The sequence below is a fragment of the Pseudoalteromonas sp. NCCP-2140 genome (genome assembly GCF_023708065.1).
Lineage (GTDB): Bacteria > Pseudomonadota > Gammaproteobacteria > Enterobacterales > Alteromonadaceae > Pseudoalteromonas.
Genome location: NZ_BRCZ01000006.1, coordinates 57,384 through 83,437 on the forward strand (window position 1 = coordinate 57,384; position 26,054 = coordinate 83,437).

The following is a 26,054-nucleotide window of genomic DNA, read 5'->3' on the forward strand; positions in this document are numbered from 1 at the left end:
TACGTGTTTTATCAGTTAAATCAAGCTTTATGACAATTTCGTGAATATTGTGATAATGTAACTTTTTATCGTTTCATTGCTTTATAATACCTTTTTTATTTGTATGATAAAGCTGGTTTTTAGCTTGGAGTTAGCATGGTTTCACGTCGAGAGTTTTTAGTAGGGGCGGGCACATTAGCCTTTTTAGGATTATCAAAAAGTGCCATAGGTAAAGTGTCGTTAGGTGATTTAAAAACAACGGCTGTGGGCTTTGGCCCGTTAATTCCTGATCCAGATAAATTGCTCGACTTACCCGAGGGCTTTAGTTATCAAGTAGTTTCAAGCCTAGGTGAGAAAATGTCTGATGGATTTACGGTTCCGGACAAAGCCGATGGCATGGGTTGCCTAGCGCTTGGGAATGACCGCGTTGCATTAGTGCGAAACCATGAGCTCAAACCAAAAGATTTAGCGAAAGCTGAAGCAAGTATTGCCAACCATAAAACGCCCCTGGCTTTTGATACTAACAGTGACGGTGTGGCGTTACCGGGTGGCACAAGTCATATCGTTTATAACTTAAAAACCCATCAAAAAGAGCAAGAATACTTGTCATTGGTCGGCACTATTCGTAATTGTTCTGGTGGTATTACGCCATGGGGCACCTGGCTTACGTGCGAAGAAACCACAGATACCAAAGCCGATGGATTTAACCAAGACCATGGATATATTTTTGAAGTACCCGCAAATAGCAAAGGCTTAATTAAACCTGAGCCATTAAAAGCCATGGGTCGATTTAACCACGAAGCGGCTGCTGTTGATCCGCGCACCGGCATTGTTTATTTAACTGAAGATAAAGGTGATAGTGTCTTTTATCGTTTTATTCCAAATGAATATGGCAAGCTGCATAAAGGCGGGCAATTACAAGCGATGGTGGTAAAAGGTAAGCCACAATTCGATAGCCGTAACTGGAATAATAAAGCCATGGGGCTACATCAAGAGCTTGAGGTTGAGTGGGTCAATCTAGATAACCCTGAAAGCCCGAAAGACGACTTACGCCTGCGCGGCTATAAACAAGGAGCTGCACTGTTTGCTCGCGGTGAAGGTATTCACTGGGGTGATAAAGAGCTTTATTTTTGCTGTACCAATGGTGGTAAAAAACAACTTGGTCAGGTTATGAAATATCAGCCATCAGAATTTGAGGGCACAGATAAAGAAGCACAGCAACCAGGTAAAATCTCGTTGTTTGTAGAAAGTACTAGTAAAACCCTCTACAACTTTGGCGATAACCTAACCGTGTCACCTAATGGTCACTTAATTGTCTGTGAAGACCAATACACCGACGTGGTTGATAATCATCTTCGAGGTGTGACACCACAAGGGCAAGTTTATAATTTTGCCCGTTTAGTGGCGCAAACCGAGCTGGCAGGTGCCTGTTTTTCACCAGATGGTAGCACTTTATTTGTAAATGTTTACTCACCTTCAAAAACGCTAGCTATAACAGGCCCATGGCATCAGTTTAGTGTTTAACAAATAAAAGAGCTTTACTCTAATTCATCAATTATTAGTAACGGAAAGTTCTTTGCCGAGCGGGGCTGCCAATCTGCAAACTCAATATTGCTGACATTCAGTGTATTGAGTGCTTTTTTTGAGTAGCTCCAGCCTCTGGCTTTTTGTGCCACAGCTGTACGCTTTAGCTCTTCAGATAAACCAATGGTTAGCAAGTCATGATTAACCCCGCGTTTTGCATAAAAGGCTTTTTCACGTGCCACGGCTTTTGCAATTATTTCATCGTAATGAGTGCGTAAAGCCTGCCACTTGGTTGTTTTTTCTGGCTCTTTTAAATGGCTTACCATGGCATCAATATCGCTATCTCGCCAGCGAGCTGAAGCGGCATCGCCGTGCCAACCGACAATGGCGTTCTTAGCTATGGTGGTAGGGTTTCCTGCAAGCAATACGTAATTCGCACACGACGAAAAGCAAAATTGTTTTATATGAACTTTTAAATTATGCGCCAAAATCAATTCTGCGAGATCTATACCCAAATCAACGTTTCCACCACCACTGGTAATTTGTATGCTGTTTATGCTTGGCTGCTCAGCCAAAAGCTGTGCAACAAGTTGATTGTTTTTGGCACTAATTTCGCCCTGATAAATAATGCGCTGCTCGCTTAGTGACACACCGGCAAAGCTTAACCAAGGGATAATTAAAAACAGACTAAAAAATACACGCAACATAAAACGCTAACCTTATAAATTGTATGATAATTCTATCATGCTTTTAGGTTTTTTTAGCGGCTTTTTTGGCGTTGACTTTAGCTGCGTGTTTAGCAATCCACTTAGTCATTTTTTTCATTAAAGCGGGCGGAAAATCATGGCCCATTCCAGGCACAACTTTTAACTTACTGCGCTTTATTAACAGTGCGGTGTTGATACCCGCAGACAGTGGCATAACAGGATCAGCGCTGCCATGAATTACTAATGTGGGGGCTTTAATCTTTTTTAGTAATTGCTCGCGATAAGGCGTTGCGGCAATGGCTGCAAGCTGACGTTTAAAGCCTGTTTGATTCGTGTGGGCCCGCTCAATATAGCGTTCTGCGTTGGCGTATAAAGCGTGTTCATCTTGTGGGTAGGCTGGGCTGCCAATGAGTTGGTTGAGCCTAACATTGTAATCAATCGCGGCTTCTTTATTACTGCTTCGGGGGCGTATTTTAGCGAGCTTTACTAGCAGATTAATGTTTGAACCCGAAAACGATAACGGCGAGCTACTCGACATAATTGAAGTTAAGCTCAGTACACGTTTTTTATACTTTGCCGCGGCAATTTGCGCAATCATGCCACCCATCGAAGCCCCCACTAAGTGCGCTTTTTTGATAGTAAGTGCATCCATTAATTCTTTTACATCGCGAGCCATGTCATCGAGCGAATAGGGCAGCTTTGAGCGAATGGGTAATCGGCGGCTAAGCCAATGCTTTACGAGACTCGGCTTGCCTAACTCATCTAACGATGAGGACAGCCCTGCATCACGATTATCAAAACGAATAACCCGAAAGCCTTTTTCGACCAAGCCAAAATATAGCGACTCTGGCCAAACGGTAAATTGAGCACCTAAGCCAATAATTAAGATGATCACTGGCGCATTTTTATCGCCTTCATCTTGATAACTAATACAGATACCGCTGGCTGTAAGGATATGTTCCATAGACTGACAAATAAGCTTACGCAGGTATCATCAGCTTAGTGTGTGAAGTTGGCAGTTTAGTGACAGTAAAAAGAATACTGACAGTAAGAGTAATAGTGTAGTTAGAAAAATAGACAGCACATGACTGCATGCTGTCTATTTTCAGGGAGTTTTCTTAGAAGTAAGCAGTAACGCCAATCCAGAAATTACGGCCTTTATCTTTAACGTTGTAGTCGTCTGTGAATGTGACTTCGCTAACTACACCGCGACCTGTTAGGTATTCATACTCACCATCGCCATTTAGGTCGGTATAGCTTGTGCTATACGAGGTGAAATCTTCGTCTAATAGGTTGTTTACACGGGCATTGATTTGCACGTACTCATTTACATAAAACTGCGCACCTAAATTAAGTAGGTTGTAGTTTTTGTAATACAGCGCTTTGTCGTGCACGTTATCCCAACCGCGGTAACGGTCTGAACGATATACACCTTGTAGGTATAAGTTCATAAAGTCAGTCGCTTCCCAGTTTAGGGTAAGGTTTGCCATGTGCTCAGCTGAGTTAGTTAATGGTTGACCTTCTTCAGGACCGCTCTTTTGTTCGCTATCAGTCCACGTGTAGTTACCGTTAACAGACACTGTTTTAGTGATTGTGTATTGACCAGCAATTTCAACACCTTGAAGGTCTACTTCGTCGATATTGATCTTTTGGCTGTAGCTATCGTAGCCAAGTTGATCGTACTGACCTAAGTTCACACAAGGGCGTACATCGTTAGTTTGTTCACAGCTTAAAATAGTGTCGCCGCGGGCAATTTTGTCTTCAAACTTGGTGTTGTAGTAAGTCACATTAATGTTGTGATCGCCATCAAGCGAAGTCCAGTACAGTGCAACTTCTGAGTTCACACTGGTTTCTGGTTCTAAATCTGGGTTACCCGCAAATGGGCTTGTGCCCTGACCACCAAATCCGGTGATACCGTCGTAAAGATCGGTGGTTTGCGGCGTTTTATAACCTGTACTTACACCACCTTTTAAGGTCCAAGTGTCAGAGAGGTTATATACACCGTAAACGCGCGGTGATACTTGGCTGCCAAATACATCATGGTCATCGTAACGAGCACCTAATGTAAAGGTGAAGTTGTCAGTTGCCATCCAGTTATCTTCGGCAAAGATTGAGTACATGTTTTGCTCTTGTACTTGACCTGCTTGGTCACTTTCAAGGCCAAATACGCCGTCTTTTAATTCACCGTCGATAAGCTGACCACCAATTGCTAGGTTATGGCTACCAAAGCTACCTGTGATAGGAATATCAAAGCGTAAGTCATAGGTATATTGGCTGCTTTCAAGTGGGCGAGCAGGGCGCGGTAAGAATGTTTCTTCGGCTAAGTCTTTACGTGCTTGCTCGTCCATTCCTTCGTATTCGCCAGTACCATCGTACATAGCTTGCAGCTCTAATCGCTCGCTTACACTCAGTGGTAAAGTACGGCCATTGTTTTGCGTATCAACATAAGATACAGAGGCTTTAATCGTTGCCCAATTAAGTTCACCATCGTAGCTGAGTGACCACCATTCACGGTCAAACTCTTGGTCTGCCGCATAACCTGCGCGCGGGTTTACTTGGCCGCGGCGGTCTTGCCAAATTGATTCAATGTTATCTTTAGTACCAAGCGGGTAAGTAATGGTGCCTGACTCAATGTCGTAGCTTGGCGTGTTGTCGTACACTTGGCTTGAGTTATCGTAATCAAAACGTAAATGATGCGACTCAAACGGTGTATAAGTTAAAGTAAAACCATACTGCTCGTTTGTATTATCAACGGTACGACCCCCACTACCAAAACCTAATGAACGAGCATGTACAACACCATTAGGATCGGTTGCTGGTTCAAATGTTGGCGATGATGCTTGTTGCTCGTAAACGCTGCCGCGTACACCTAAGCTTAATACGTCTTTGATAAGCGGACCCATCACACTGAAGTCAGTGGTAATGTCATCACCAAAATCATCGTTTTGTTGTAATGAACGGCTAAAAGATACTGCACCGCTCCAGCTGTCTGTGTGCTTTTTAGTGATGATATTAATTACACCACCCAGTGCATCTGCACCATAAAGCGTTGATGCAGGGCCACGGATTACTTCAACACGTTCAATGGCATCAACCGGTGGTACGTGGTTAAACGCGTTGCCACCAAAATTGTTTGGGTATATGTCGCCATGGTTATTTTGGCGTTTACCATCAATAAGTAACAGGGTGTATTCACCTGTTAAACCACGCATACTTACACTACCTTGGCCTGTTTTATCACGGGTTGTACCAATGTCGATACCTTCTAAATACTGTACAGCATCAAGTACTGAGGTGAAGGCATGAGACTTAATATCTTCATTAGTGATAATTGAAATACTTGCAGGTGCTTCGGTAACTTTTTGTTCATAACCTGTTGCTGTGATAACTAAGCGTTCCATATCTTGTTTTGGCTTAGCGTCATCAGCAAAGGCTGAAAAATGTGTTGCTATGGCAAGTGCCAGTAAGCTTGGTTTTATTGATTTCATTGTAGGTTTCCAGTTCTTTTTGTTGGTTATCCCTTTGAGGAACGCTGCGTATATTACAGAAATGAAAAATACAATCAATAACTATTCTTATTTAGATTAATCTTTTTCAAGTTGGCTTAACAGTATTCACAATTAAGTTGCGTTTGTTTTTTAGCTAATTAATACGCTGTTACAAACAAGTTTTAGATTAAATACCCAAGGCAGATTCAGTTCCTGTATAGTGTTTTAATCATCATCATAAAAATTAAAATAATGAATTCAGATATCTCTTTAGCGCGCTTTAAGCAGTTTCCAGTGCTTATGTGGATCTTCTTATTTGGCTCGTTTATTACCCGTGGCAGCTATTACATGGTGTGGCCATTTCTTGCGGTGATCTTGTATGAAAAGTTTGCTTTATCGGCGACAGAAGTTGGTTTGGTACTTACCAGTGCAGCCGTGATTTCTGTGTTTACCAGTTTTATTGGCAGTAGCCTCTCAGATAAAGTGGGCCGGCATACGCTGATGTACATTACCGGCGTGTTGTATATTATTTCTTTCTCGCTGTTGGCTGAGGTAGAAACCGTGGCCGGTTATGTGATTGTGATGACCTTATGCTCGATTGCGACTGCACTTTGGCGACCACTAACCAGTGCGGCGATTGGCGATATTATTGATGATGCACAAACTCGTGAGCTGGCCATGCAGTCGCTGTACTTTATTGTTAATGTGGGCTGTGCGGTGGGCCCATTAGCCGGAGTATGGCTAGGTTTAACAGGTGAGCAGTCGAGCTTTTATATTACCGCAGGGGCATTTGCTATTTTATTGGTGCTGCTTGTTTGGGGCTTTAATTTTAGTGATAAAGCCGCCAAAAATACTGCCGCAATCGACGAGCCTGAAGAGAAAAAACCAGCTGTACAGGGCAAGCAAATCTTACGTATTCTATTTGCAGATAAGCTGCTGCAGTGTTTAATTTTAGCCAATATTTTGTGCATGTTTATTTATGCGCAAATGGATAGTTCACTCATACAATACCTAACTCGTACAGAGGCACCCGACCTACTTGCATTGATTTCTGCGCTGATATTTACCAATGCGTTAGTGATCATTTCAAGTCAATTTCTGCTGTTAAAAATGATGGCGCGATTTAGCCTAACGGTGCGAATACAAATAGGCTTGGTGCTATTGATGGTGTCGCAGTTTTGGCTCGCACTTAATCCAATCGATTTATTCTGGGGCTGGATTGGTGCGATAGTGGTGATGAGTTTGGCCGAAACCATTTTGTTTCCGACGATGAACGTTCACCTTGATAGGCTTGCACCATCACACTTACGTGGAGCCTACTTTGGCGCTGCTTCGTTTTATGATTTAGGATTTGCTTTAGCACCACTTGGTGGTGGTTTAATTTTAGATTATTACGATGGCCCAACCTTATTCTTTGTAGCGGGAGGGCTTTGCCTTGTGGTGATTTACTTATACGCCATACTCGAAAAGTTACCCAGACCCGATTTTGCAAGCACATTGCGAAAGTAAATTTATAACGTGAAATTGCACAACAACTGCTACCTTTATAACTCACACACTAAACGTTGAGGTGTAACATGGCTGTTTCTGCAATCCCAAAAGGTTTTCATGCGGTAACCCCGTATTTGGTTATTGAAGGTGCCACTAAGGCGATAGAGTTCTACAAACACGCTTTTGCTGCTGAACTTATAATGCAAATGCCCTTGCCTGATGGTGGAGTGGCGCATGCTGAAATAAAAATAGCCGACTCTCATATTATGCTTTCTGATAATTGCCCTGATGTGCAATTTAAGTCGCCGCAACAACTTGGCGGTACACCGGTGAGCATTATGCTGTATGTTGAAGATGTCGATGCTGTTTTTGCTAAAGCTTTGTCGCTTGGGGCAAAAGAGCTACGCCCAGTACATGACCAATTTTATGGCGACAGGTCAGGGACTTTAGAAGACCCTTTTGGCCACATTTGGACTATAGGCACACACAAAGAAGACCTCAGTGAGCAAGAGCTTATGCAGCGTATGAGCGAGCTTATGAGTAAAGAGCAAGATGCTTAACACCAATCCGAAATAATGCCTAATCATTTAATTTTGACATTTAAAATCCAAATAATGGATTTACTCGTATGAATATTAAAAGCAACGAGTAATTCAATGAAAAAGCGTGTTTTATATTGGCTGCAAAATGATCTACGCCTAGTCGACAATGAAATTCTATCTGAGTTAGCTGATTTTGATGGCGAGCTTGATTTAGTGTTTGTGATTGAGCCGCGCTGGTTTAGGCAAACTAACTATCAATCAAAACCGTATGGCACGCATAGACACCATTTTTTACGTGAAAGCCTAGCAGCATTTGCACAAGCTGTTGAGAAGCTTGGGCAAACACTCCATGTGCTAAGTGGTGAGCCTGAGCAAGTAATCAGTCAGCGATTACAAAAGTATGATATTGAAACATTGGTTTGTACCGAGCAAGTTGGCGTTTATGAGCAAAAACAGCTCGATAAAATCAAAGTGTTATGCCCAGAAGTGACAGTAAAAACCTATCAGCAAGATACCTTGTTTAAAGCAACGGACTTGCCTTTTCAGCTTGATGACTTACCTAAAAACTTTACTGCCTTTCGCAAAAAGGTAGAAGCTGAGCCAACCTTTATAGCGGCGCCACAGCAAGCGGTTAGCTACTTACCTCACCCAGTTCAACTATGCCCTGAGCAAGCTATAGATGTTGTCCCTGTTCACTCAGGAAGTTTTAAAGGTGGCTTAATTGCAGCTCAGCAGCATTGTAATGCGTACTTTTCATCTCAAGCGCCAAGCAGTTATAAAGAAACACGCAATGAGTTAGACGGCTTTAGTAACAGTACTAAGTTCAGTGTATGGCTCGCTGGTGGCACAATTAGCGCAAAACAGCTGTACCGAGAAGTGGAAGTGTATGAGTTACAAAACGGTGCAAATGAGTCGAGCTATTGGATAAAGTTTGAATTACTGTGGCGCGAATATTTTAAGTGGCATGCAATGCGCTCTGGCGCAACACTCTTCCAGTTTAAAGGGCAAAAGCACAGTGCACCGCTGACGACTTTTAACAGCCAGCGCTTTAATGCGTGGTGCCAAGGTCGCACGCCATTTGCTTTGGTTAATGCAATAATGCATGAGCTTAATGCGACAGGCTATATTGCTAACCGCTCTCGGCAAATTGCGGCAAGTTGTTTAGTTAACGAGCTTGAACTTGATTGGCGCTATGGTGCAGCGTATTTCGAACAGCAACTCATTGATTATGACGTGGCTGCAAACTGGGGTAATTGGCAATATATAGCGGGGGTCGGCGTTGACCCTAGAGGTGGTCGACATTTTCATATTAATAAGCAAACAGCCCTTTATGATCCTCTGGCGCGTTACATTCGAAAATGGCAAGGAGATCAAACCATCGTAAGCACAATCGACAGTGTTGATGAGGTGGATTGGCCAAATATGTAATAGCCTGCGTTAGATCAATATTCTTCACGGATTTTTAGTGTTTTTTTATTTTGTTAACTAAAATAATGATTAAGGCTTACTTTTATTTCGGGTGAGCTAGTTAACAAGGCTAATTATGGCATTTAGTGAAGGGTATGATGCGATTAAATCGCAGCTTGGATTAGACATTGCTCAGCTAATTCTCGACAGTGGGGATGCGGGGATCTGGCTTTGGAATGTACAAACAGGCGAAACCATTTTTAATGATAAGTGGGCCGATATTATCGGTTATTCACTGCAAGAATTATTGCCAGTTTCAATTGAAACTTGGCTCAGCTTTGCTCACCCTGACGACCTGTCAAAATCGGAACAGCTATTAAACGCTCACTTTAAAGGTGACTCTGAGCGCTATATTTGCGAAGCACGAATGAAGCATAAACAAGGGCACTGGGTTAAAGTGCTCGATAAAGGCAAAGTGCAAAGTTGGGATGAAAATGGCAACCCTGAGTGGATGTTAGGCGTTCATATCGATATTACTGAACAGTGGTTAAAAGAGCGTGAAATTGAGTTTTTACATGCTAAGTTGCAAAAATTTACTGATAACTTACCGGGGTTTGTTTATCAGTATGTGGTCGAAAATGATGGTACCACATATTTCCCTTTTGCCAGCTCCAAAGTCTTCAACATTTATGGCTGCACAGCAGATGATATAAAAAATTCTGCTGATTTAATGATGCATATTATTCATCCAGATGACTTAAAGCGCATTATAAAAAGCATTGAAAAATCGCGAGTCGAATTATGCGATTGGCATGAGGTGTATAGAGTTAATCACCCCACAAAAGGGGTGATTTGGGTTGAAGGAAAGTCCTCACCAATTGCCCGTGCTAATGGCAGTGTTGAGTGGAATGGTTATTCAGAAGATGTCACTGAAGAAGTTAAAAGCAACGAAAAAATACAGCTGCTTACAGCCGTTTTCTCAACAACAAGCCGTGGTATATTGATCACCACCCCTGAGCCTAAAATTGTGGATGTTAACCCTGCTTTTGAGCAAATTACAGGTTTTAGTAAGGCAGAAGTGCTTGATAAAAACCCATCTATTCTCTCAGCTAAGCAGCAACCCACAGAGTTCTTCGAGTTGATGTGGGAGCGTTTATTAAATACTGGGCGCTGGCAAGGTGAAATATGGAACAAGCGCAAAACCGGTGAAGTTTTTCCTGAGTTGTTAACCATAGATGCCATGTATGACGAACATGGCCAAGTGAGTCATTACATTGGTGCATTTGATGATATTTCACAGGCAGTAGAAAAGCGCCAACTGCTTGACGAATTAGTCAATCAAGACCCACTGACAAAGCTGTTAAATCGGCGAGGTTTAGATATTCAGTTACATTCATTTTCTCATCATGCGGCGAATGAAGGTAACCAGTTTTCGTTGATTTATGTCGACCTTGATAACTTTAAACTGGTAAATGATACCTTTGGTCACGAGCAGGGCGATAATCTACTTCTTGAAATCAGTGAGCAGCTTTCACTTCAGCTGCGTGATAAAGACATATTAGCGCGCATTGGTGGCGATGAGTTTGTGATTGTGTTGCCAACGTTAGCAAAACTCTCTGTTTGCCAAGACATTGCTGGACGCTGCCAAAAAGCAGTTGAAGGCGTAGCAAAGCGCTACACAACAAAAGTGCCTGTGAGTGCGAGTTTTGGTATCGCGCTTTACCCAAAAGATGGTAAAAACGCCAAAGAGTTACTCGCCACAGCTGACGAGCAAATGTATAAGATGAAGCTTAAACATAAAGCATCACCACTCGGTTGATATTTCGACACTCGGCAATTTATTTAAAAGCGGAAGTAAAGCGCGCTCTTTGCGTAAGTCTTTGCGTTCGTTTTCTAAGTCTTTACGCTCTCTATAAAGCGCTTTTTGCTGGCTATTATCAAGTTGATTGCTGTTAAGCTCTGCACGAATATCTTTTAGGCGACGGTCTATGTCGTCAATTCGGTCATCAATGTATATCAGCCTTTGCTGTACTTGATACCTGTCGTTACCTTCTTGCCATGCTTTACGAAAAGCTGTGCTATTACAGATGCCATTGTAAGATGCGCCTTGCATACCAAGGGTAAAGCCATTTTCGGGCTCACAATACACTGCCAGACCTTGATCGTATCCCACTTTATATTCAGCAATATTGGCACTTACGCCATATTCGCTGCATTGTGATAAGGCATCGATGCCATCACGATACTCAGTGCCATCTGCACCATGTTTATAACCAATACCATGCCAATTGGCTTGTAAACATTCATCTTTACTGACTGAGGTACAGCCTGCTAATACGATTAATGGCAGTAGAGGAAGTGTCCATTTTCTCATTAAAGTCTCAGCTTAAATTATTAATAACTGACTTGATTCTAGCCTGTAATATTATTTTTTAGAAAGTAGTTTTTGTATTTCATAATAATGCCCTCAGATGAGGGTATTATGACTATCAATTACCACTGACAGAACCGCTGAGCATCTGCTTTTTTATAGCGATTAAATACATCAGCTAGTTGATTAATATAATGAAATTCTGTTTTGCCTAATTCATTGAATTGGATATAACCTGCGATAACAGCCATGTTAACCACCTTTTCGTTTGCTAACTTACATGTAAAGTTGCAAGCCATAGGCCAAAACGAATAAAGGCCTTAAACAAGGCCTTTGGGTAACATTACAAAAGCTGATCAGCGATTGTTAAGTTGTTGGTTGATTTCATCAAAAATACTTGCATCATCAATGGTTGATGGAATTTGCAGTTCTTCACCATCGACCAATTGACGTAAGTTCTTTCTGAGTATTTTCCCTGAGCGGGTTTTTGGTAAGCGCTCAACATGCAAAATATTCTTTAAGCAGGCAATGGCGCCAATTTGATTTCTTACCGAGTGAACTAACTGTTGCTCGACTTCTTTGCTATCGCCAAGGTAATCGTCTTTGAGCACTATCATCGCCATAGGTAATTGCCCTTTAAGTGCATCGTTAACACCAAATACTGCGCATTCAGCAACAGCAGGGTGGGCTGCTACAATTTCTTCCATTTCACCGGTTGATAAGCGATGACCTGCAACGTTAATTACATCATCGGTACGACCCATAATAAATAGATACCCATCGTCATCAATATAGCCGCCATCACCAGAGAGGTAATAACCAGGGTACTCACTTAAATAGCCCGCTTGAAAGCGTTCATTGTTTTGCCAAATTGTTGGTAAGCAGCCAGGAGGTAAAGGTAGTTTAATAACCACTGCGCCGCTTTCGTTTGCGGCGCACTGCTCACCATTCATATCAAGAATTTGTACATCAAAGCCCGGTGTTGGCACCGTTGAACTTCCCGGTTTAGTGGCAAGTTGTTCAATACCAATTGGGTTACACGCAATTGCCCAACCTGTTTCTGTTTGCCACCAGTGGTCGAGTACGGGCAAGCCGGTGTTGTCTTTCAACCACTCATACGTTGGCGGATCTAGGCGTTCGCCGGCCAAGAATAAACGTTTTAAACTTGAGGTATCGTATTGTTTAAAGCCCTCGGCGGTGGGGTCTTCTTTTTTAATTGCGCGAAATGCAGTTGGAGCACTGAATAGGGCGGTGACTTGATAATCTTCTACAACACGCCAAAATGCACTGGCATCTGGGGTTCTAATGGGTTTACCTTCGTAAAGTACGGTGGCACAGCGATAAATGAGCGGTGCATATACAATGTATGAGTGACCAACCACCCAGCCAATATCGGAAGCTGCCCAAAATACCTCGCCGGGCTTCATGCCATACACGGTTTCCATGCTGTAATGCATTGCAACTGCGTGACCACCGTTTTCTCGAACCACCCCTTTAGGTGTTCCTGTGGTGCCTGATGTGTAAAGAATATAAAGCGGGTCGTCGCCTGCAACAGGCACTGCATCGACTTCACTTGCTGCATCAGAGGCTGATTGCCAATCGATGTCTCGGCCATCTTGCATCTCGGCAATGGCTTGTTCACGCTGAAATACAATACAGTGTTCAACAGCATGCTTGGCATTTTCGAGTGCTTCATCAAGCAGTGGCTTATATTCAATCACATGATTAATTTCGACCCCGCAAGACGCAGTAAGCACAAGCTTAGGTTTTGCATCATCAATACGCACAGCGAGTTCGTGCGGTGCAAAACCACCAAATACAACGGAGTGAATGGCACCAAGGCGCGCACACGCCAGCATACCAATAACTGCTTGTGGGATCATTGGCATATAAATGACTACACGGTCACCTTTGCTTACACCAAGGGATTGCATGAGCCCAGCAAATTTAGCAACTTGAGTTTGTAACTCGCCATAAGTGTATTGTTGTTTGGTATTGGTAACAGGAGAGTCGTAAATCAGTGCAGTTTGATCGCCATAGCCTGCTTCGACGTGTTGGTCGAGGGCTAAGTAACAAGTGTTTAACTGACCATCGGCAAACCAATGGTAAAAATCATTATCGTCATATTGATAAGGGACACTTGGCTCTTTAAACCAAGGAATTCGTTTACTTTGCTCAAGCCAAAACTGACCCGGATCGCGCTGGAACTGTTGATATTGTTGTTGATATTCGCCCGCCATTGTGAGGCTCCTATACTTTTTAGTGAGAGTAATATCCAAGCTACCCTAAGATGCATGTTTCAGCGCTATCACAGGGAACTCAATACAAGGCGTGGCAATGTAGGAATGTGGGTACCTTTCAAATTGTCACAACACAGTAGTGGGTTTCCTGTGAAGCGCCCAAAGGGCAAGGCTAAAACGCATTTATCCAGCGTTATTGATTTTAATAAGGGAACACCATTATTTGCAATCAATGCCTTGTCTAAATGCGTTTTATCTCTTGCTGAATTCTCGCATCTTAGGGTAGCTTGGATATCTAAAATGTAGGTGTTTTTTTGATTAAATAATATGCGACCTTGGTCGGCATTAATTGAGCTAAATGTAGTGAAATCGCCCTGTTTAGGGGCGATTTTAGGGAATCGTGGTGCTAATTAAACCTGTTGTTCACTAATAAGCGGTAAGCAAATGAGGATCTTAACGCCACCTAGCTCACTATACTCAGCTTTAATAGTGCCTTTGTGTGTTTCAATCAGACTTTTACAAATTGCAAGCCCAAGGCCTGAGCCGCCTGTTTGACGGCTGCGCGACTTATCAACGCGGTATAAACGTTCGAATATTTCAACTAACTGATTATTGGTAACGCCGGGTGGGGTATCTTCAATACTAAAAGTAATACTCTGCTCTGATGCTGTCGCTATAAATTTAATTTTGCCGGGTTTATCAGTATAAAAAGTACTGTTTGATAAAAGGTTAGTCAGTACTTGCTTAATTTTATCGATATCCCATGTCACTTTGATATCTGCAGCAAGGTGAATGTTACTAGTAAATTCAAAGCCTTTGTTTTCTACAAAAGTAGTAAAGTCTTGCTGCCAAACGGATAATACATCAGCAAGTAAATAGGGTTTTAGGTTCAGATATAGGCTATCTGAGTCAGCTTGTGCTAGTTGATGGATATCTCGGATAAGCACATTGATATCGGTAAGTTTTCGATTAATGGCATCGTAAGAGGCATCTACGTCTTTGGCGATATTGTATTGCAATGCTTCAACTTGCAATTGTAGTGCTGTGAGTGGCGTGCGAATTTCATGAGACACATCGGCTAGTAAGCGGTTCTTTTTATCAACGACTTCTTGGAGTAGCTGTGCTCGTTCACTGGCAAGCTTACGCTTTTTAAATGAGCGGTAACCAAAGCCAGATATCAGCAAAATCACGCAGCTTAAGCCCAGTAACCACGCTTTGAATTGCCATTCACTTTCGCTTAGTTGAGCCGCTTGAATTTGCTTTTCAGCACTCAATTGGTTGATTTCTTGCTGATTTCGCATAAAAGCTACTTGGCTTTGCATCGCGGCCACGGTTAAGTCGTGCTGATTTTTACCGGTACTATCTTCAAGGGTTTGATAGCGGTTTTGCGATTCAAATGCTTGTTTATACAGTTGTAAAGCAAGGTAAGAGTCAGTGAGTAACTTATTTAAGCTAATTTGATCTTCAACATCTTGCAGCTCATCAGCCTGTTTTAAAGCCTGCTCTGCGGTTTTAATTGCTTCAGCGTGATCATCAAGGGCTTGATAAATACGTGTTTGGGTGATCCCTAAAGATACCAAGTGTGAGCGAAAATTATAGTCAGTAGCGATTGCCAAAGCGCGGTTGATATAGGCTTGCGCTTCACTTATGTTATTTTGTTTTAAAGCAATTAATGCCATTAAATTATAAGAGCGACATAGCCCTGTGTTTGAAGATGATTGCTGATAATAGCTAATCGACTTTTCTGCGTAATCTGTGGCTGTAGCAAGTTCACCTTGTTTTAGCGCAGCGTAGCCGACCTTCATGGCACTGTTACCGATGTCGACTTTTGAGCCAATTTCTAAATCTAACACGTGAGACATTTTAAAGTGCTTTAACGATTGAGCACTGTCGCCCATACGGCGGTAAACTTCGCCAATTTCGTAAAGCGAATCGGCTATGCCTTTTTTGTCATCAAGCTTTTGGTGCAAAGAAAATGATTGAGTTAAACTTGCAAGCGCCGCATTGTGATCGCCAATAATGGCTTCGATTATTCCTAAGTTTAGTAATGCCGATGCATAGGATTTTTCATCATCAAACTCATGTAAGATATTAACAGATTTTTGTGCCTCATTAAGGGCGGCTATGTATTTATCTTGCCAGCGTAAAATGGCAGCTAATCGCTCATAAGACTGGGCAATCAGCACAGAATCTTTTATCCGTTTAGCAATAGCTAATGCATCTCGGTAGTGCTGCTCTGCTGTTAGAAAGTTACTTTTTCTGCCTTGTGCGTAGCCCTGAATAAGCATCGCTCGTACTGCGATAGCCTGATTACTTTGCTTTTGTCCGTACTCCAGTAGCTGCTCTGCATAGCTCAGTGCTTGATCATAATCACCACTGCTCACATTCATAAATGCCAGCGATTCGAATGCCTCTTGTATGATGTTAGGCTCATTGACGAGAGTTGAGTCGTTAGTTAACTGCTCAAATATTTCAGTGGCTTGGTTTGGGTTACTATTGCGTAGTGACTGGGCTTCGTTTAGCTTTTCTAACGCTTGTTCAGGGGTAATAGCATAGGCGCTTAGCGTTAGACAGCTAAGGGCACAAGCTAAGGCTAAGCTTTTATAAAATAATGGAGTGTTTTTCATTTTTAATTAGGTAAAGGCAACTGCCATTTTTGTAATATTGCTTGGTATTGACCACTTTGCTTCAAAGCTTCAACCGCGTTTCTTAATTGCACAGCGAGTTGTTTATCTAAATTAAGATTTGCAGCTAAATAAAGACCTGACGGAAAGTCATCTAAGTGTAGGCTTTTATGAATATCACTCGGATCAACCCCAGATAATGCCAGTTCGTTTTGCAAAGTCAGGGTGTTGGTCAGCACAAAGTCTATGCGCTCTTTTTCAAGCAATTGCCAAAGTTGATGGTAATGACTGACTAGCACCAAATTTTTATCTTCATTAAATCCGGCATGCTTCAAGTAATGCTCACTTGAATAGCCTCGAATAGTCGCGACACGGTACTGCTGAGCTTGCTTTAAACTAAATATTTTGTGGCTTTTGCTCGCAAGGTCAACGAGGTAAGCGTCCGAAAAGTAGGTTTGTGCTAACCACTGAAAGCGACTCTCACGAGCTGGGTTTTTTAGTAGCGAAATCATTAACATGTTTGGATTGTTTTCGAGCTCATGAAAAGCCCGCGCCATAGGCATAATTGCGAATTCGCTGGGGATGTTTGCGTGTGTTAAGGCGGCTTTTATTACTTCAACAAGTGCACCATCGGCTTCGCCTTGCTGATTTTTAAAATGGTAAGGAGGTAGATCTTCAGCGATAAAGGTCAGTGTTTTCGCAGCCGTTGCACAACTGATGAAACAAAGCATGGTAGCAATCAGTAATGAGCGAAACAGCATAAAGATCCTTTATCCTTAAACAAGTATTTAACATACTAAAGAATCTTAATGAAAAGGTATAGGTTTTTAATTGCCAAGTCAGATTTAGTTGCTTTTTTTACTGCGGGGTGCCCCTAGCAAGATACCGATATGGCAAACACACACAGATAGAAAAGCACTCAAGCCCAATGCACCGCCATAGCCATGCAAGCGCGGCACAAGGTATTCAAACAACAAAGCAAACAATATTGAAGCAATGGCTAATGTAAAAATGCCAAAGCGTTTTGGTGCGCTCATGCCAATGAAAGTCCCCCCAAAAAACGCCACGCTGTAAAGTTCTACATCAACAGGGAATAGGCTTAAAATTGCAAATGCAATAATGCTAGTGGCGGCTGAGGCGCGAATGCCATCAAAGCGATTATGATGCGCTAAAAAGTAAGTAGAGTAGGCACCAAGTAAAGCGGTAATTGTAATAAACAAATCCATTAAAAGACTCCTTTTGCAAGCATGTAAAGCGCCACACTGGCAAAAGCAACGCTACCAAGACGACCACCAAAACCTGCAAATAGGTTCATAGTTAATACGTAAAGGCTGGCACCAATTAAAGAGATAAAACTCAGCTCCCAGTAGCTGTTGATTAAACTCGATGAGCACATACCAGCAAAACTACCAGCGTAAATGGCTGCATAAGGATGGTTACCAAAACGAGCAGGAAAAGAAATAAATGTGCCAACTAATCCAGTAAATGCAGCAGATAACACAAGGGCAACATTGGCTTGATCATGAAGTAAAAAGCAGGAAAAACAGCCAACAGAAAAGGCCAAAAACTTGACCATGAAAAATGTAATATGTGCCATTAATTGAAGATACACCTCGCTTAAGTAGGTAAACGAGGTGCATTATCTCATTGATGAGTTTAGTCCTGCAACTGCGCTTTGGCGGGTATTGCTGCTACTTTGGTATGGTGGCCATACAAAGCAACGATTAAAAAGCAAACAAGTGGTACAACAAACGAAACCGCAGTGTTAAAGGCATCTATGGTTGCAGCTTGGATCAGAGGTAAAAATGCGCCCCCTAAAATAGCCATTACTAAACCTGCCGCACCAACTTTTGCATCTTCGCCGAGGCCTTCTAGTGCTGTGCCGTAAATGGTTGGAAACATCAAAGATAGACAGCTTGAAATAGCGACAAGTGCGACTACGCCCACTAAATTAACTTGGGTGGTAACAATAAAACAAAGCACGGCTGCAACTAAAGCCATAAAACGCAGTAATTTAGCGCCGCTAATAAAGCGCATTAACCAAGTCATAATGAATCGAGATACTAAAAACACCAGCATAGAATATTGTAAGACTTGGCCGCCGGTGACTTCTGTAGTGTTAAGTGCTTCCATGGTGTAGCCAATGGTGTAGGTCCATACACAGGTTTGGGCGCCAACATTAAAAAACTGTGCCAGCACGCCAAATCGGTAGTGCTTATTTTGATACAAATGTTGAAAGGTCTTTTTAAGTTTACGCGGCTGCGCGGCGGCTTTTGTTGCTGTGGCAGGAGAGCGACTAAAAAAGATACATAGCCATAGTAAGATTAAGCAACAGGCCATACCCACATACGGCACCATCACAGCATCGAGTTCTGCACTCACAACGGTTTTTAGTTGCGCTTCACTCATTAGGGCACGGCTTGCGCTATCAGCTTGATTTAAGTTCGGTAAAATCAACGTCGCCGCTAAAAACACACCAATATTAGTACCAACAGGGTTGAAAGCTTGCGCGAGGTTAAGTCTACGGGTTGCTGTTTGCTCGCATCCTAACTGCATGACATAGGGGTTTGCCGAGGTCTCTAAAATAGACAAGCCACCAGCAAGAATAAACAAGGCCAATAAAAAGTGGCTATAGAGCATGGTTTGGCTAGCAGGGTAAAACAATAAGGCACCACTTGCGGCCATGGCTAAACCCACTAACAGCCCCGTTTTATAATTAAACCGTCTATTGATCATGGCTGCCGGTAAAGCTAAGCAAAAATAAGCACCGTAATAACTAAACTGCACAAGTGCTGATTGCAACGCACTCATCGAAAATGTTTTGCTAAAAACTTTCACTAATGGGTCTGTCATATTGGCCGCAGTACCCCAAGCAGCAAAGCAAATTGTAAGCAGAATAAAAGGCCAAAGCATTTGGCGCGATACAATAGCAGGCTGTGTTTGCATAGTTCACCAGATTAATGTGTTCATATTGTTGTGGCCGACAGTATTCACGACTATAAATAATAAATCAACCTAGTTGATTTATTATTTTAACTGGTAGATAGTACGCCAAACAGGTCTAATAGGCCGCTTATCAAGCTTATATCAAGAAGGATGTTATGAAGAGCAGTTTATCGCGAGCACCAAGAAGCAAGAACGAGCGCGCAATTTTAAGTTTAATTAGGCAACAGCAAAGCATGCCTAAAGCGCAAATAGCAAAAGCGTTAGCCTTGTCTGCTCAGGCTGCAACAGTGAACATCAACAAGCTCGAAGAAGATAAGCTATTGCTTCGTGATGCACCTGTAAAAGGACGAGTAGGGCAGCCAAGCGTGCCGTTTAGGCTCAATCCAGATGGCGCATTTAGTTTTGGTTTGAAAATCGGGCGACGACGCTTCGACCTGATACTCGTTGACTTACAAAGCACGCAAAGAGCATCGGTATCTGTTGAGGTGAATGAAGCATCTGTCGATGAGCTTAAATCATTCTTAGAAACATATATCCCACAATTAATCAGTCAATTAGAACCTGAACTGCGCTCACATGTGTGTGGGCTAGGGGTCGCTATGCCGTTTGATATTTGGCAATGGCAAGCCGCTTCAGATACTGCAACAAATACCCTTAGCCAATGGCAAAATTTCGACTTAAAAGGTTACTTAGAAAGTCAGTTTAATTTACCGGTTTATATTAGTAACGATAATAACGCTGCCTGCTGTGCAGAACTAAGCCTTGGTAACCCTAATAACTACAGCGATTTTTTGTATGTTTATTTGGGGGCTTTTTTAGGTGGAGCTGTGGTGATTAACCACCAACTTCTCGAAGGTAAAAGTGGTAATGCCGGTGCTATAGGCTCAATGCTAAACGCTGATCGGGAGCAGTTACTTAGTCAATGTTCATTACTATCATTGCAAAGCGAGTTTGATAAGCAGCAACTTAGCATTTCAGTGTATGAGCTTACCGACAGTCAGTTTACAACCCATAAATTGCTAGTTCAGCCTTGGCTTGAAAAATCTGCTGAGGCTATCAGTATTGCCATGCATAACAGTTTAAGTTTATTAGATATGCAAGCTGTGATTATTGATTCGCCGTTACCGAGTAAAGCGCTTGAACAGCTCAAGCAGTTATCAATTGCAGCATTTGCACGTTTAGATAGTCGTGGACTACGTAGCTGTGAAGTGGGTTTGGGCGTGTGCGGGGAAAAAGCGCAGTCGATAGGGTCTGCTCAACTTGCGCTTAGTCATCATTATTTTTAAGCAGGAGTGAGCAGCTCACTCCTGCTTAATTCATTACTTCTGATATTGTTTGAACCACGCAAGCGTGTATTCAATTTTCGAAATCATACGTGATGGACGACCCGCAATACCATGTGGTGAGCCCGGCACACGAATAAGCACGGTATCGACCTTTTGCAGTTTTAATGCTTGATAGAACTGCTCTGATTCTGAAATAGGCGTACGGCGGTCTTCTTCACCTGTCATGATCAATGATGGCGTGGTTACGTTACCCACTAATGAAAGCGGCGAACGTTTCCAGTAGTGCTCAACATTATCCCATGGCATACCAGGGAATTGGTTACGAATTTGACCAATATAGCTGTCGGCTGAAAGAGTTTTACTTAACCAGTTGATCACAGGCTTGGTAATTGCCGCAGCGTTGAAGCGGTTTGTTAAACCAACCGCATAAGCCGTTGCAATACCACCTGCTGAACCACCAGCAATAAATAGGTTATCTTTGTCGATAAAGCCTTTAGCAATCATGGCATCAACTGCCGAGTTGTGATCGGCAAAGTCTTCTTCAGAGCTGTATTTACCATCTAGCAGTAGTGCAAAGTCTTTACCGTAACTTGTTGAACCACGGTAATTCACATATACAACCACGTAACCTTCAGCGGCATAACGTTGTAATTCAGCAGTAAAGCTTGGGCCATAGGCAAGATGTGGGCCGCCGTGAATTTCGACCATTAATGGGTATTGTTTGTTTTCATCAAAGTCAGGTGGTGTGATATACCAACCTTGAATGGCTTGGCCGTCGAACTGCGACTTAACATTCAGCTCATGCACTTTACCAAGCTTCTTATGGCCTAATACATCTTCGTTTAATGAAGTTAGCGTTTTACTTTTACCTCTGTAGATGTAGCCTAAATCAGCTGGGCGGTATTCACTGCCTGTGGTGTACGCAATAGCGCCATTATTGGCCATGCTGAAACTACCACTGATATACGGACGACCAATTGAAGTGCCCGATACGGTATCAGTTAAGTCAGTGACCTTACCGCGGCTGTTTACTTTAGCGAGCTTACGCTTACCAAAATCATCGTACTGAATAACAAAGTCACCATCGCCTGACCACTTATAATCAGCCACTGAGCGGTCTAATTTTTCAGTAATATGCTTGATTGATTTATCGTCTAAATCGAGCATAGATAGTGTCGAGTTAATGTAAGGCACAGGGGCGTTGTCACGCGCAACAAAGGCAAGTTCATCACCGTCTTGTGCGTAACGCGGGTTGCTTTCGCGACCTGGTAAATCGGTTAGTTGCGTAAGCTCGCCTGATTTTACATTAATTTCATATAGGTCTGACTCAGTTGTGCGATATTCCCACTCATCATTGCGATCAGCAGAAAAAGCTAGTTTTGTGTTACTTGGATCCCAAGCAAGTGGGCCATAGTGCTGATAATCACCCGATGTTAATTGGCGTGGTGTGCCACCCGAAACAGGAATAACAAAAACGTGACGATATGAAGGCTCTAAAAAGCCTGCGCCATCAGCTTGATAGCGTGCTTTTTCAAACACTCTCACTGGTTTTGACCACTCAGCGCCTTTTGGTTTTTTCGGCAATTTTACTGATTTAGCGAACGCAGATTTACCTTCAGGGATGCTCATGGTGAAAGCAATTTGTGCAGAGTCATTCGACCAAGTTAAGTTACGTACTGATTTTGGTAGTTGCGTTAATAATGCTTGTTTGTCTTGTGCTAACCAATAAACGTGAAGTTGATTTGAGCCACTTGAGTTGCTGGTAAAGGCAATTTTCTTGCTATCTGGAGACCAAGTAGGTTGGCTATAGCTATGCTCATCTGAAAACAGCGGTGTGTGTTGACCAGACTTTATATCGTACAGCCAAAAGCTACGCTTATTACCATCTTTCATGATGTCGTAGCCGCTGCGAACATAAACGATTTTTTTACCGTCTGGGCTTATTTGTGGGTCGCCTGCGTATTCAAGTTGAAAAATATCTTCAGAGACAAACTTGTCGTTAGCATATACTTGAGCTGTTGTTGCTGCGCACAGCAAGCTTGCTCCAATAAGGATTGTTTTTTTTAATTGCATGGAATGGTCTTTTTTTAGCCGTAAAATTTTATCCTAAAAGCAGACCATTCGCTGCGCAAGCACATTGAGATAAAGTTGCATTTACCTCAGTTGAATTGACTCTAAATTTATTTGTACTTGCTAGTAGCTGATTTTAAAGGCTTATACCAATCCGCAATAATACTTAATCATTTTGAGGGATTAAACCTGTCGCTACCTGCGTTAAAAATTTCTCATTTAGAACAACTAAATAACGAAATTTTTGCCTTGTTATCAACTAGGTTTCCTTGCCTCAAAATAGACTACTTAATTAAGCAAATTGGTATTAGGCAAACTTAAAATAGTCATCCCAACGCGCATCTAAGCGCTGTTTGGCCTCATCTAAATCAACCGCTGAATAAAGATCACTTTGCTGATTAACTAGATCAAGCTTTACGAGTTTGTTTAAAGCATCATCAATTTCAAAGTCGAGCTGGCAATTATGTTGCTCCTTAAACCATTGCTCAATTTGATTATCTAATTGCTCTGCCGTCATCGCTGATTCGCTTTTTAGTAAAAAGGTGTAGGCAAGCAGCGCCTCTTTAACATCTTCTTCTTCAGCTGCATCAACTAGAGTATGGAAAACACCTGCATTGTTATCGAGGTTTTTAAAATACAAGTTGTCGGCCAGTGCTTTCATAAAGCGAATTTTACGGTTTTTAAACTTGCTCCATTCTTTAAAAATAAAGCTGCCAAATACCCCCATGCCGATTGCAAAGGTAATAAAGTGTTGCTGACTCATATGCACTTCTTCACTGCGCCAACCACCCCAAAAGGCAATCAGAGCAATCAGTAGTAAAATTGACGCGCCTAATTTTGTTACCAACACCACAGCACCGCCAATCAATGCTGATGAACCAATAATCAGTTTATCTATTGGGCGCATTTTTACTTCGCTATTCGGAAACAGCATTTCTAAATCGGCTTTTGGCACATTCTGAAATAATTTGACGATGGTTGAATTTGGTTCAAAGCCCACTGGCATTTTGCCTTTTTCTAAAAAGTACTGCTCGTCTTTAAAGCGGATGAATATGGCAACGCGGTCATAGTTAGTAAATTGAATCTGTTTTTTCTTAAGTCCCCAAAAACTGCGCAGCGTCTCAGTTTTTTGCGATTCGCCGCGGCGGTAAAAGACTACTTCTGCAAAGTCATCAAACTCAACGGCTAAACGCACTTTAAATAAAGACTCTTCATTCAGTGCATCTTGCAAGTCTTGATTGGTAATGGTTTCAAAATTGGCAGCATTGAGTACGGTGGCAAAGTCTTTTGCAAAGGCAGATTGGTAGCTGGCACGTTGCTCGTTAGTAATCGGTGTTAGAGTACGGGTGTCGCTGTTTGGGTCAAATGGCGCATAGTTGTTTTTTAATGACTCCAGCAGCTCGTGATATTGATAATGAGTCACGCTTTGCAAAAGTGTAGCAAACTCCATAAACGAACCTGATTGCGATTTACCTAAATAGGCTTGGCAAAGGTTGATGATGTCGTGTTTTCGAAAAGGAATAAATCGTGCGTCGCTCATTGATTCTTGCTGTGTCATTTAAATTGTCAGCGATGATAAAAAAATAACAGCAGAATTGCGACCGTTAGTGGCAAATAGCATGAACTTAGACTTTTTTACTGACTAAAACGGCTTATTTTTAGACTTTTTACTCCAGTAAAAACGCTGGTTTTTGCCCTTTAAAGCGGCTTTATCATGCACTTTTAAATTTGCTTTGCTAATGTTGAGTTCATTGCAGTACGTTGTCGTGATTAGTTATGAATAAGCAAGCATCCCCTCCTGAAGTAAAGGCTGAGTTAAACTCAGTGCCACTCATAATAAAGCAGTTATTTATTAGTTCTTTTATTGTCTTTTTGTTGCTGATAGTGATCACCTATCTGTATTACTTTAATCGGCTCGAAAACGATATCTACTTAAATGGCGTGCTAAGTGACGCCATCAATTTGCTTATTTTGATTTGTATTTTCGCGTTTGTGCAAACCTCGGTGGTTGCTAAGCGCAGTTACTTATTTTTAAGTGTGGGTATCTTCCTTTGGAGTGTTGGGCTTACTTTTGATTTTTTAGACGAGCTGGTATTTCAACCAATCTGGGTTGGCATTTATATCGAAGATATTACCCGCACTTTAGGGATGCTAGTAACTGGGTTTGGTCTTTATCTTGCCCTTACAGACTTAGCTAAAACCCGCGAACAGCTTGAAGAAGAGCTAAAAACAGATGTATTAACAAAGGCGTACAACCGTCGTTATTTTTATCATTATGTGCAGCAAAACCAAGATAAGCCACATAGCCTAGTGATAGCTGATATCGATCACTTTAAGGCGATTAATGATGAATATGGCCATGATGTTGGTGATCAGGTATTGATAGATTTTGTATATCAATGTCATCAAGCATTAGATGAAGACATTCTATTTGCACGAATCGGCGGTGAGGAGTTTGCACTTTATGTAGCCACCGACGACGCTGATGAGTTACGTGCTACCTGTGAGCAACTGCTCAGCCTTGCTAATAATGTGATGGTGACGCCGGGTAAAACGCTCAGCGTGAGTGTGGGTTCGGCTATAAAACGTGCCACAGAGACATTTAGTAACACCATGAAACGTGCCGACCAAGCGCTTTATTTGGCAAAAAACCAAGGCCGTAGCCGTTATGTTCATAAACCGTAAGGGACGGTTAAGGGTTTTTGTTGTAACCTATATCGCAACAAAACTCCAAGGGATGAATAATGGCAATTGCTAAAAAGTTAAAGCAAAAAACACGGCAGTTTATCGACTCTAAACATATGCTTAAATCAATAACGGCGGCATCCTTTTTAGAGTCAACCATAGTGCCTATTCCTCTTGAAGCTGTGCTTGTTCCGTTAATGCAAGCCCGCCGCGAAAAGCTCTGGTTAATCGCATTAATGGCGACCATAGGTTGTATTATTGGTGCTATTTTTGGTTATGCCCTTGGCTACTATCTATTTGATGTAGTGGGGGACTGGGTTATTAATACCTTCTCAAACCCTGAGCAGTTCGAGCAAGTTAAGCAAAAAATGCAGGCACAAGGCTTTTGGTTTGTATTGACGCTCGGTATTGTGCCCATCCCATTTCAAATTGCCATGCTGGCTGCTGGAGCAACTAAGTATTCAATTTTTCTATTTTTACTGGCAACGGTTATTGCTCGCTCAATCCGCTACTTTGCCCTTGCTGCAGTTGTTTATTACGCGGGTAATCAGGCAGAGCGAGTTATTCAAAAGCACAAAACCAAAGCTTTAGTCGCTATTTCTGTGTTAGTACTGTTACTTTGGTGGCTCAGTACACTTATTTAACAAATAAAAAATACTGATTATGGTTATCCTGTCTATACTTTGAATTAAGG

The 26,054-nt window shown here is 42.1% G+C and carries 21 protein-coding genes; 8 read left to right on the forward strand and 13 right to left on the reverse strand.

Translation table 11 applies throughout. The annotated features are described in order from the left end of the window. Positions 1–135: 135 nt before the first annotated feature. Positions 136–1,503, forward strand: coding sequence for an alkaline phosphatase PhoX (locus NFU46_RS13290; protein ID WP_138599908.1), 1,368 nt, complete (start codon positions 136–138; stop codon positions 1,501–1,503). Between the two features lie 14 nt (positions 1,504–1,517). Here the strand turns inward: NFU46_RS13290 and NFU46_RS13295 are convergent, their stop codons facing one another. From NFU46_RS13295 to NFU46_RS13305, 3 genes are all read right to left on the reverse strand, one after another. Then, a complete protein-coding gene (locus NFU46_RS13295) occupies positions 1,518–2,210 on the reverse strand; it encodes an ATP-dependent Clp protease proteolytic subunit (protein WP_251602477.1) in 693 nt (230 codons plus the stop codon). 43 nt (positions 2,211–2,253) lie between these two features. Further along, positions 2,254–3,174 (reverse strand): alpha/beta fold hydrolase, encoded by a 921-nt coding sequence (locus tag NFU46_RS13300; RefSeq protein WP_251602479.1) that lies wholly within the window; start codon positions 3,172–3,174, stop codon positions 2,254–2,256. A 154-nt stretch (positions 3,175–3,328) separates the two neighbouring features. Further along, complete coding sequence (locus NFU46_RS13305; RefSeq protein ID WP_251602481.1) at positions 3,329–5,698, reverse strand: TonB-dependent receptor domain-containing protein; 2,370 nt, start codon at positions 5,696–5,698, stop codon at positions 3,329–3,331. Between the two features lie 252 nt (positions 5,699–5,950). Between NFU46_RS13305 and NFU46_RS13310 the strand changes: the two genes are divergently transcribed. The 4 genes from NFU46_RS13310 (at position 5,951) to NFU46_RS13325 (ending at position 10,957) form a co-directional block, all read left to right on the forward strand. Next, positions 5,951–7,207: an MFS transporter gene (locus NFU46_RS13310; protein WP_251602483.1), complete on the forward strand. Its 1,257-nt coding sequence runs from the start codon at positions 5,951–5,953 to the stop codon at positions 7,205–7,207. Positions 7,208–7,275: 68 nt separating this feature from the next. Then, a complete protein-coding gene (locus tag NFU46_RS13315) occupies positions 7,276–7,749 on the forward strand; it encodes a VOC family protein (protein WP_251602485.1) in 474 nt (157 codons plus the stop codon). A gap of 96 nt (positions 7,750–7,845) precedes the next feature. Then, entirely contained in the window at positions 7,846–9,159 is a 1,314-nt protein-coding gene (locus tag NFU46_RS13320; RefSeq protein WP_251602487.1) for a DASH family cryptochrome, read from the forward strand. Between the two features lie 115 nt (positions 9,160–9,274). Continuing rightward, positions 9,275–10,957, forward strand: a complete 1,683-nt coding sequence (locus NFU46_RS13325; protein ID WP_251602489.1) for a sensor domain-containing diguanylate cyclase — start codon at positions 9,275–9,277, stop codon at positions 10,955–10,957. On the opposite strand, the gene NFU46_RS13330 is transcribed toward NFU46_RS13325, so the two are convergent. From NFU46_RS13330 to fucP, 8 genes are all read right to left on the reverse strand, one after another. Then, a complete protein-coding gene (locus tag NFU46_RS13330; RefSeq protein WP_251602491.1) occupies positions 10,943–11,512 on the reverse strand; it encodes a DUF2799 domain-containing protein in 570 nt (189 codons plus the stop codon). The genes NFU46_RS13325 and NFU46_RS13330 overlap by 15 nt on opposite strands. A 119-nt stretch (positions 11,513–11,631) precedes the next feature. Then, complete coding sequence (locus tag NFU46_RS20480; RefSeq protein ID WP_258536708.1) at positions 11,632–11,760, reverse strand: hypothetical protein; 129 nt, start codon at positions 11,758–11,760, stop codon at positions 11,632–11,634. A gap of 105 nt (positions 11,761–11,865) precedes the next feature. Continuing rightward, complete coding sequence (locus tag NFU46_RS13335; RefSeq protein ID WP_251602493.1) at positions 11,866–13,749, reverse strand: propionyl-CoA synthetase; 1,884 nt, start codon at positions 13,747–13,749, stop codon at positions 11,866–11,868. 410 nt (positions 13,750–14,159) lie between these two features. Next, entirely contained in the window at positions 14,160–16,376 is a 2,217-nt protein-coding gene (locus NFU46_RS13340; RefSeq protein WP_251602495.1) for a tetratricopeptide repeat protein, read from the reverse strand. Positions 16,377–16,378: 2 nt separating this feature from the next. After that, a complete protein-coding gene (locus NFU46_RS13345; RefSeq protein WP_251602497.1) occupies positions 16,379–17,134 on the reverse strand; it encodes an ABC transporter substrate-binding protein in 756 nt (251 codons plus the stop codon). Between the two features lie 84 nt (positions 17,135–17,218). Continuing rightward, a complete protein-coding gene (locus tag NFU46_RS13350; RefSeq protein WP_054560682.1) occupies positions 17,219–17,599 on the reverse strand; it encodes a hypothetical protein in 381 nt (126 codons plus the stop codon). After that, on the reverse strand, positions 17,599–17,949 hold the full coding sequence (locus tag NFU46_RS13355; protein WP_251602719.1) for a hypothetical protein: 351 nt from the start codon (positions 17,947–17,949) through the stop codon (positions 17,599–17,601). The genes NFU46_RS13350 and NFU46_RS13355 overlap by 1 nt, the downstream gene beginning before the upstream one ends. Positions 17,950–18,029: 80 nt before the next feature. After that, positions 18,030–19,319: an L-fucose:H+ symporter permease gene (fucP, locus tag NFU46_RS13360; RefSeq protein ID WP_251602499.1), complete on the reverse strand. Its 1,290-nt coding sequence runs from the start codon at positions 19,317–19,319 to the stop codon at positions 18,030–18,032. 155 nt (positions 19,320–19,474) lie between these two features. Here fucP and NFU46_RS13365 point away from each other — a divergent pair, with 155 nt between their 5' ends. Beyond that, entirely contained in the window at positions 19,475–20,605 is a 1,131-nt protein-coding gene (locus tag NFU46_RS13365; RefSeq protein ID WP_251602502.1) for an ROK family transcriptional regulator, read from the forward strand. 33 nt (positions 20,606–20,638) lie between these two features. Here NFU46_RS13365 and NFU46_RS13370 read toward each other — a convergent pair whose 3' ends face one another. Then, positions 20,639–22,678 (reverse strand): S9 family peptidase, encoded by a 2,040-nt coding sequence (locus tag NFU46_RS13370; protein ID WP_251602504.1) that lies wholly within the window; start codon positions 22,676–22,678, stop codon positions 20,639–20,641. A gap of 304 nt (positions 22,679–22,982) precedes the next feature. Further along, the gene (locus NFU46_RS13375) at positions 22,983–24,215 is read right to left on the reverse strand and encodes a TMEM143 family protein (RefSeq protein WP_251602506.1); all 1,233 of its coding nucleotides are present in this window, start codon (positions 24,213–24,215) and stop codon (positions 22,983–22,985) included. Positions 24,216–24,451: 236 nt separating this feature from the next. Between NFU46_RS13375 and NFU46_RS13380 the strand changes: the two genes are divergently transcribed. After that, positions 24,452–25,360: a GGDEF domain-containing protein gene (locus tag NFU46_RS13380; protein WP_251602508.1), complete on the forward strand. Its 909-nt coding sequence runs from the start codon at positions 24,452–24,454 to the stop codon at positions 25,358–25,360. A gap of 59 nt (positions 25,361–25,419) precedes the next feature. Beyond that, the gene (locus NFU46_RS13385; RefSeq protein WP_058585551.1) at positions 25,420–26,004 is read left to right on the forward strand and encodes a YqaA family protein; all 585 of its coding nucleotides are present in this window, start codon (positions 25,420–25,422) and stop codon (positions 26,002–26,004) included. Positions 26,005–26,054 lie beyond the last annotated feature (50 nt).

What these genes read in the sequence shown, in the direction of transcription:
- NFU46_RS13290 (WP_138599908.1), top strand. Translation starts at nt 136, where the DNA reads ATGGTTTCACGTCGAGAGTTTTTAGTAGGGGCGGGCACATTAGCCTTT.
- NFU46_RS13295 (WP_251602477.1), bottom strand. Translation starts at nt 2,210, where the DNA reads ATGTTGCGTGTATTTTTTAGTCTGTTTTTAATTATCCCTTGGTTAAGC.
- NFU46_RS13300 (WP_251602479.1), bottom strand. Translation starts at nt 3,174, where the DNA reads ATGGAACATATCCTTACAGCCAGCGGTATCTGTATTAGTTATCAAGAT.
- NFU46_RS13305 (WP_251602481.1), bottom strand. Translation starts at nt 5,698, where the DNA reads ATGAAATCAATAAAACCAAGCTTACTGGCACTTGCCATAGCAACACAT.
- NFU46_RS13310 (WP_251602483.1), top strand. Translation starts at nt 5,951, where the DNA reads ATGAATTCAGATATCTCTTTAGCGCGCTTTAAGCAGTTTCCAGTGCTT.
- NFU46_RS13315 (WP_251602485.1), top strand. Translation starts at nt 7,276, where the DNA reads ATGGCTGTTTCTGCAATCCCAAAAGGTTTTCATGCGGTAACCCCGTAT.
- NFU46_RS13320 (WP_251602487.1), top strand. Translation starts at nt 7,846, where the DNA reads ATGAAAAAGCGTGTTTTATATTGGCTGCAAAATGATCTACGCCTAGTC.
- NFU46_RS13325 (WP_251602489.1), top strand. Translation starts at nt 9,275, where the DNA reads ATGGCATTTAGTGAAGGGTATGATGCGATTAAATCGCAGCTTGGATTA.
- NFU46_RS13330 (WP_251602491.1), bottom strand. Translation starts at nt 11,512, where the DNA reads ATGAGAAAATGGACACTTCCTCTACTGCCATTAATCGTATTAGCAGGC.
- NFU46_RS20480 (WP_258536708.1), bottom strand. Translation starts at nt 11,760, where the DNA reads ATGGCTGTTATCGCAGGTTATATCCAATTCAATGAATTAGGCAAAACA.
- NFU46_RS13335 (WP_251602493.1), bottom strand. Translation starts at nt 13,749, where the DNA reads ATGGCGGGCGAATATCAACAACAATATCAACAGTTCCAGCGCGATCCG.
- NFU46_RS13340 (WP_251602495.1), bottom strand. Translation starts at nt 16,376, where the DNA reads ATGAAAAACACTCCATTATTTTATAAAAGCTTAGCCTTAGCTTGTGCC.
- NFU46_RS13345 (WP_251602497.1), bottom strand. Translation starts at nt 17,134, where the DNA reads ATGCTGTTTCGCTCATTACTGATTGCTACCATGCTTTGTTTCATCAGT.
- NFU46_RS13350 (WP_054560682.1), bottom strand. Translation starts at nt 17,599, where the DNA reads ATGGATTTGTTTATTACAATTACCGCTTTACTTGGTGCCTACTCTACT.
- NFU46_RS13355 (WP_251602719.1), bottom strand. Translation starts at nt 17,949, where the DNA reads ATGGTCAAGTTTTTGGCCTTTTCTGTTGGCTGTTTTTCCTGCTTTTTA.
- fucP (WP_251602499.1), bottom strand. Translation starts at nt 19,319, where the DNA reads ATGCAAACACAGCCTGCTATTGTATCGCGCCAAATGCTTTGGCCTTTT.
- NFU46_RS13365 (WP_251602502.1), top strand. Translation starts at nt 19,475, where the DNA reads ATGAAGAGCAGTTTATCGCGAGCACCAAGAAGCAAGAACGAGCGCGCA.
- NFU46_RS13370 (WP_251602504.1), bottom strand. Translation starts at nt 22,678, where the DNA reads ATGCAATTAAAAAAAACAATCCTTATTGGAGCAAGCTTGCTGTGCGCA.
- NFU46_RS13375 (WP_251602506.1), bottom strand. Translation starts at nt 24,215, where the DNA reads ATGAGCGACGCACGATTTATTCCTTTTCGAAAACACGACATCATCAAC.
- NFU46_RS13380 (WP_251602508.1), top strand. Translation starts at nt 24,452, where the DNA reads ATGAATAAGCAAGCATCCCCTCCTGAAGTAAAGGCTGAGTTAAACTCA.
- NFU46_RS13385 (WP_058585551.1), top strand. Translation starts at nt 25,420, where the DNA reads ATGGCAATTGCTAAAAAGTTAAAGCAAAAAACACGGCAGTTTATCGAC.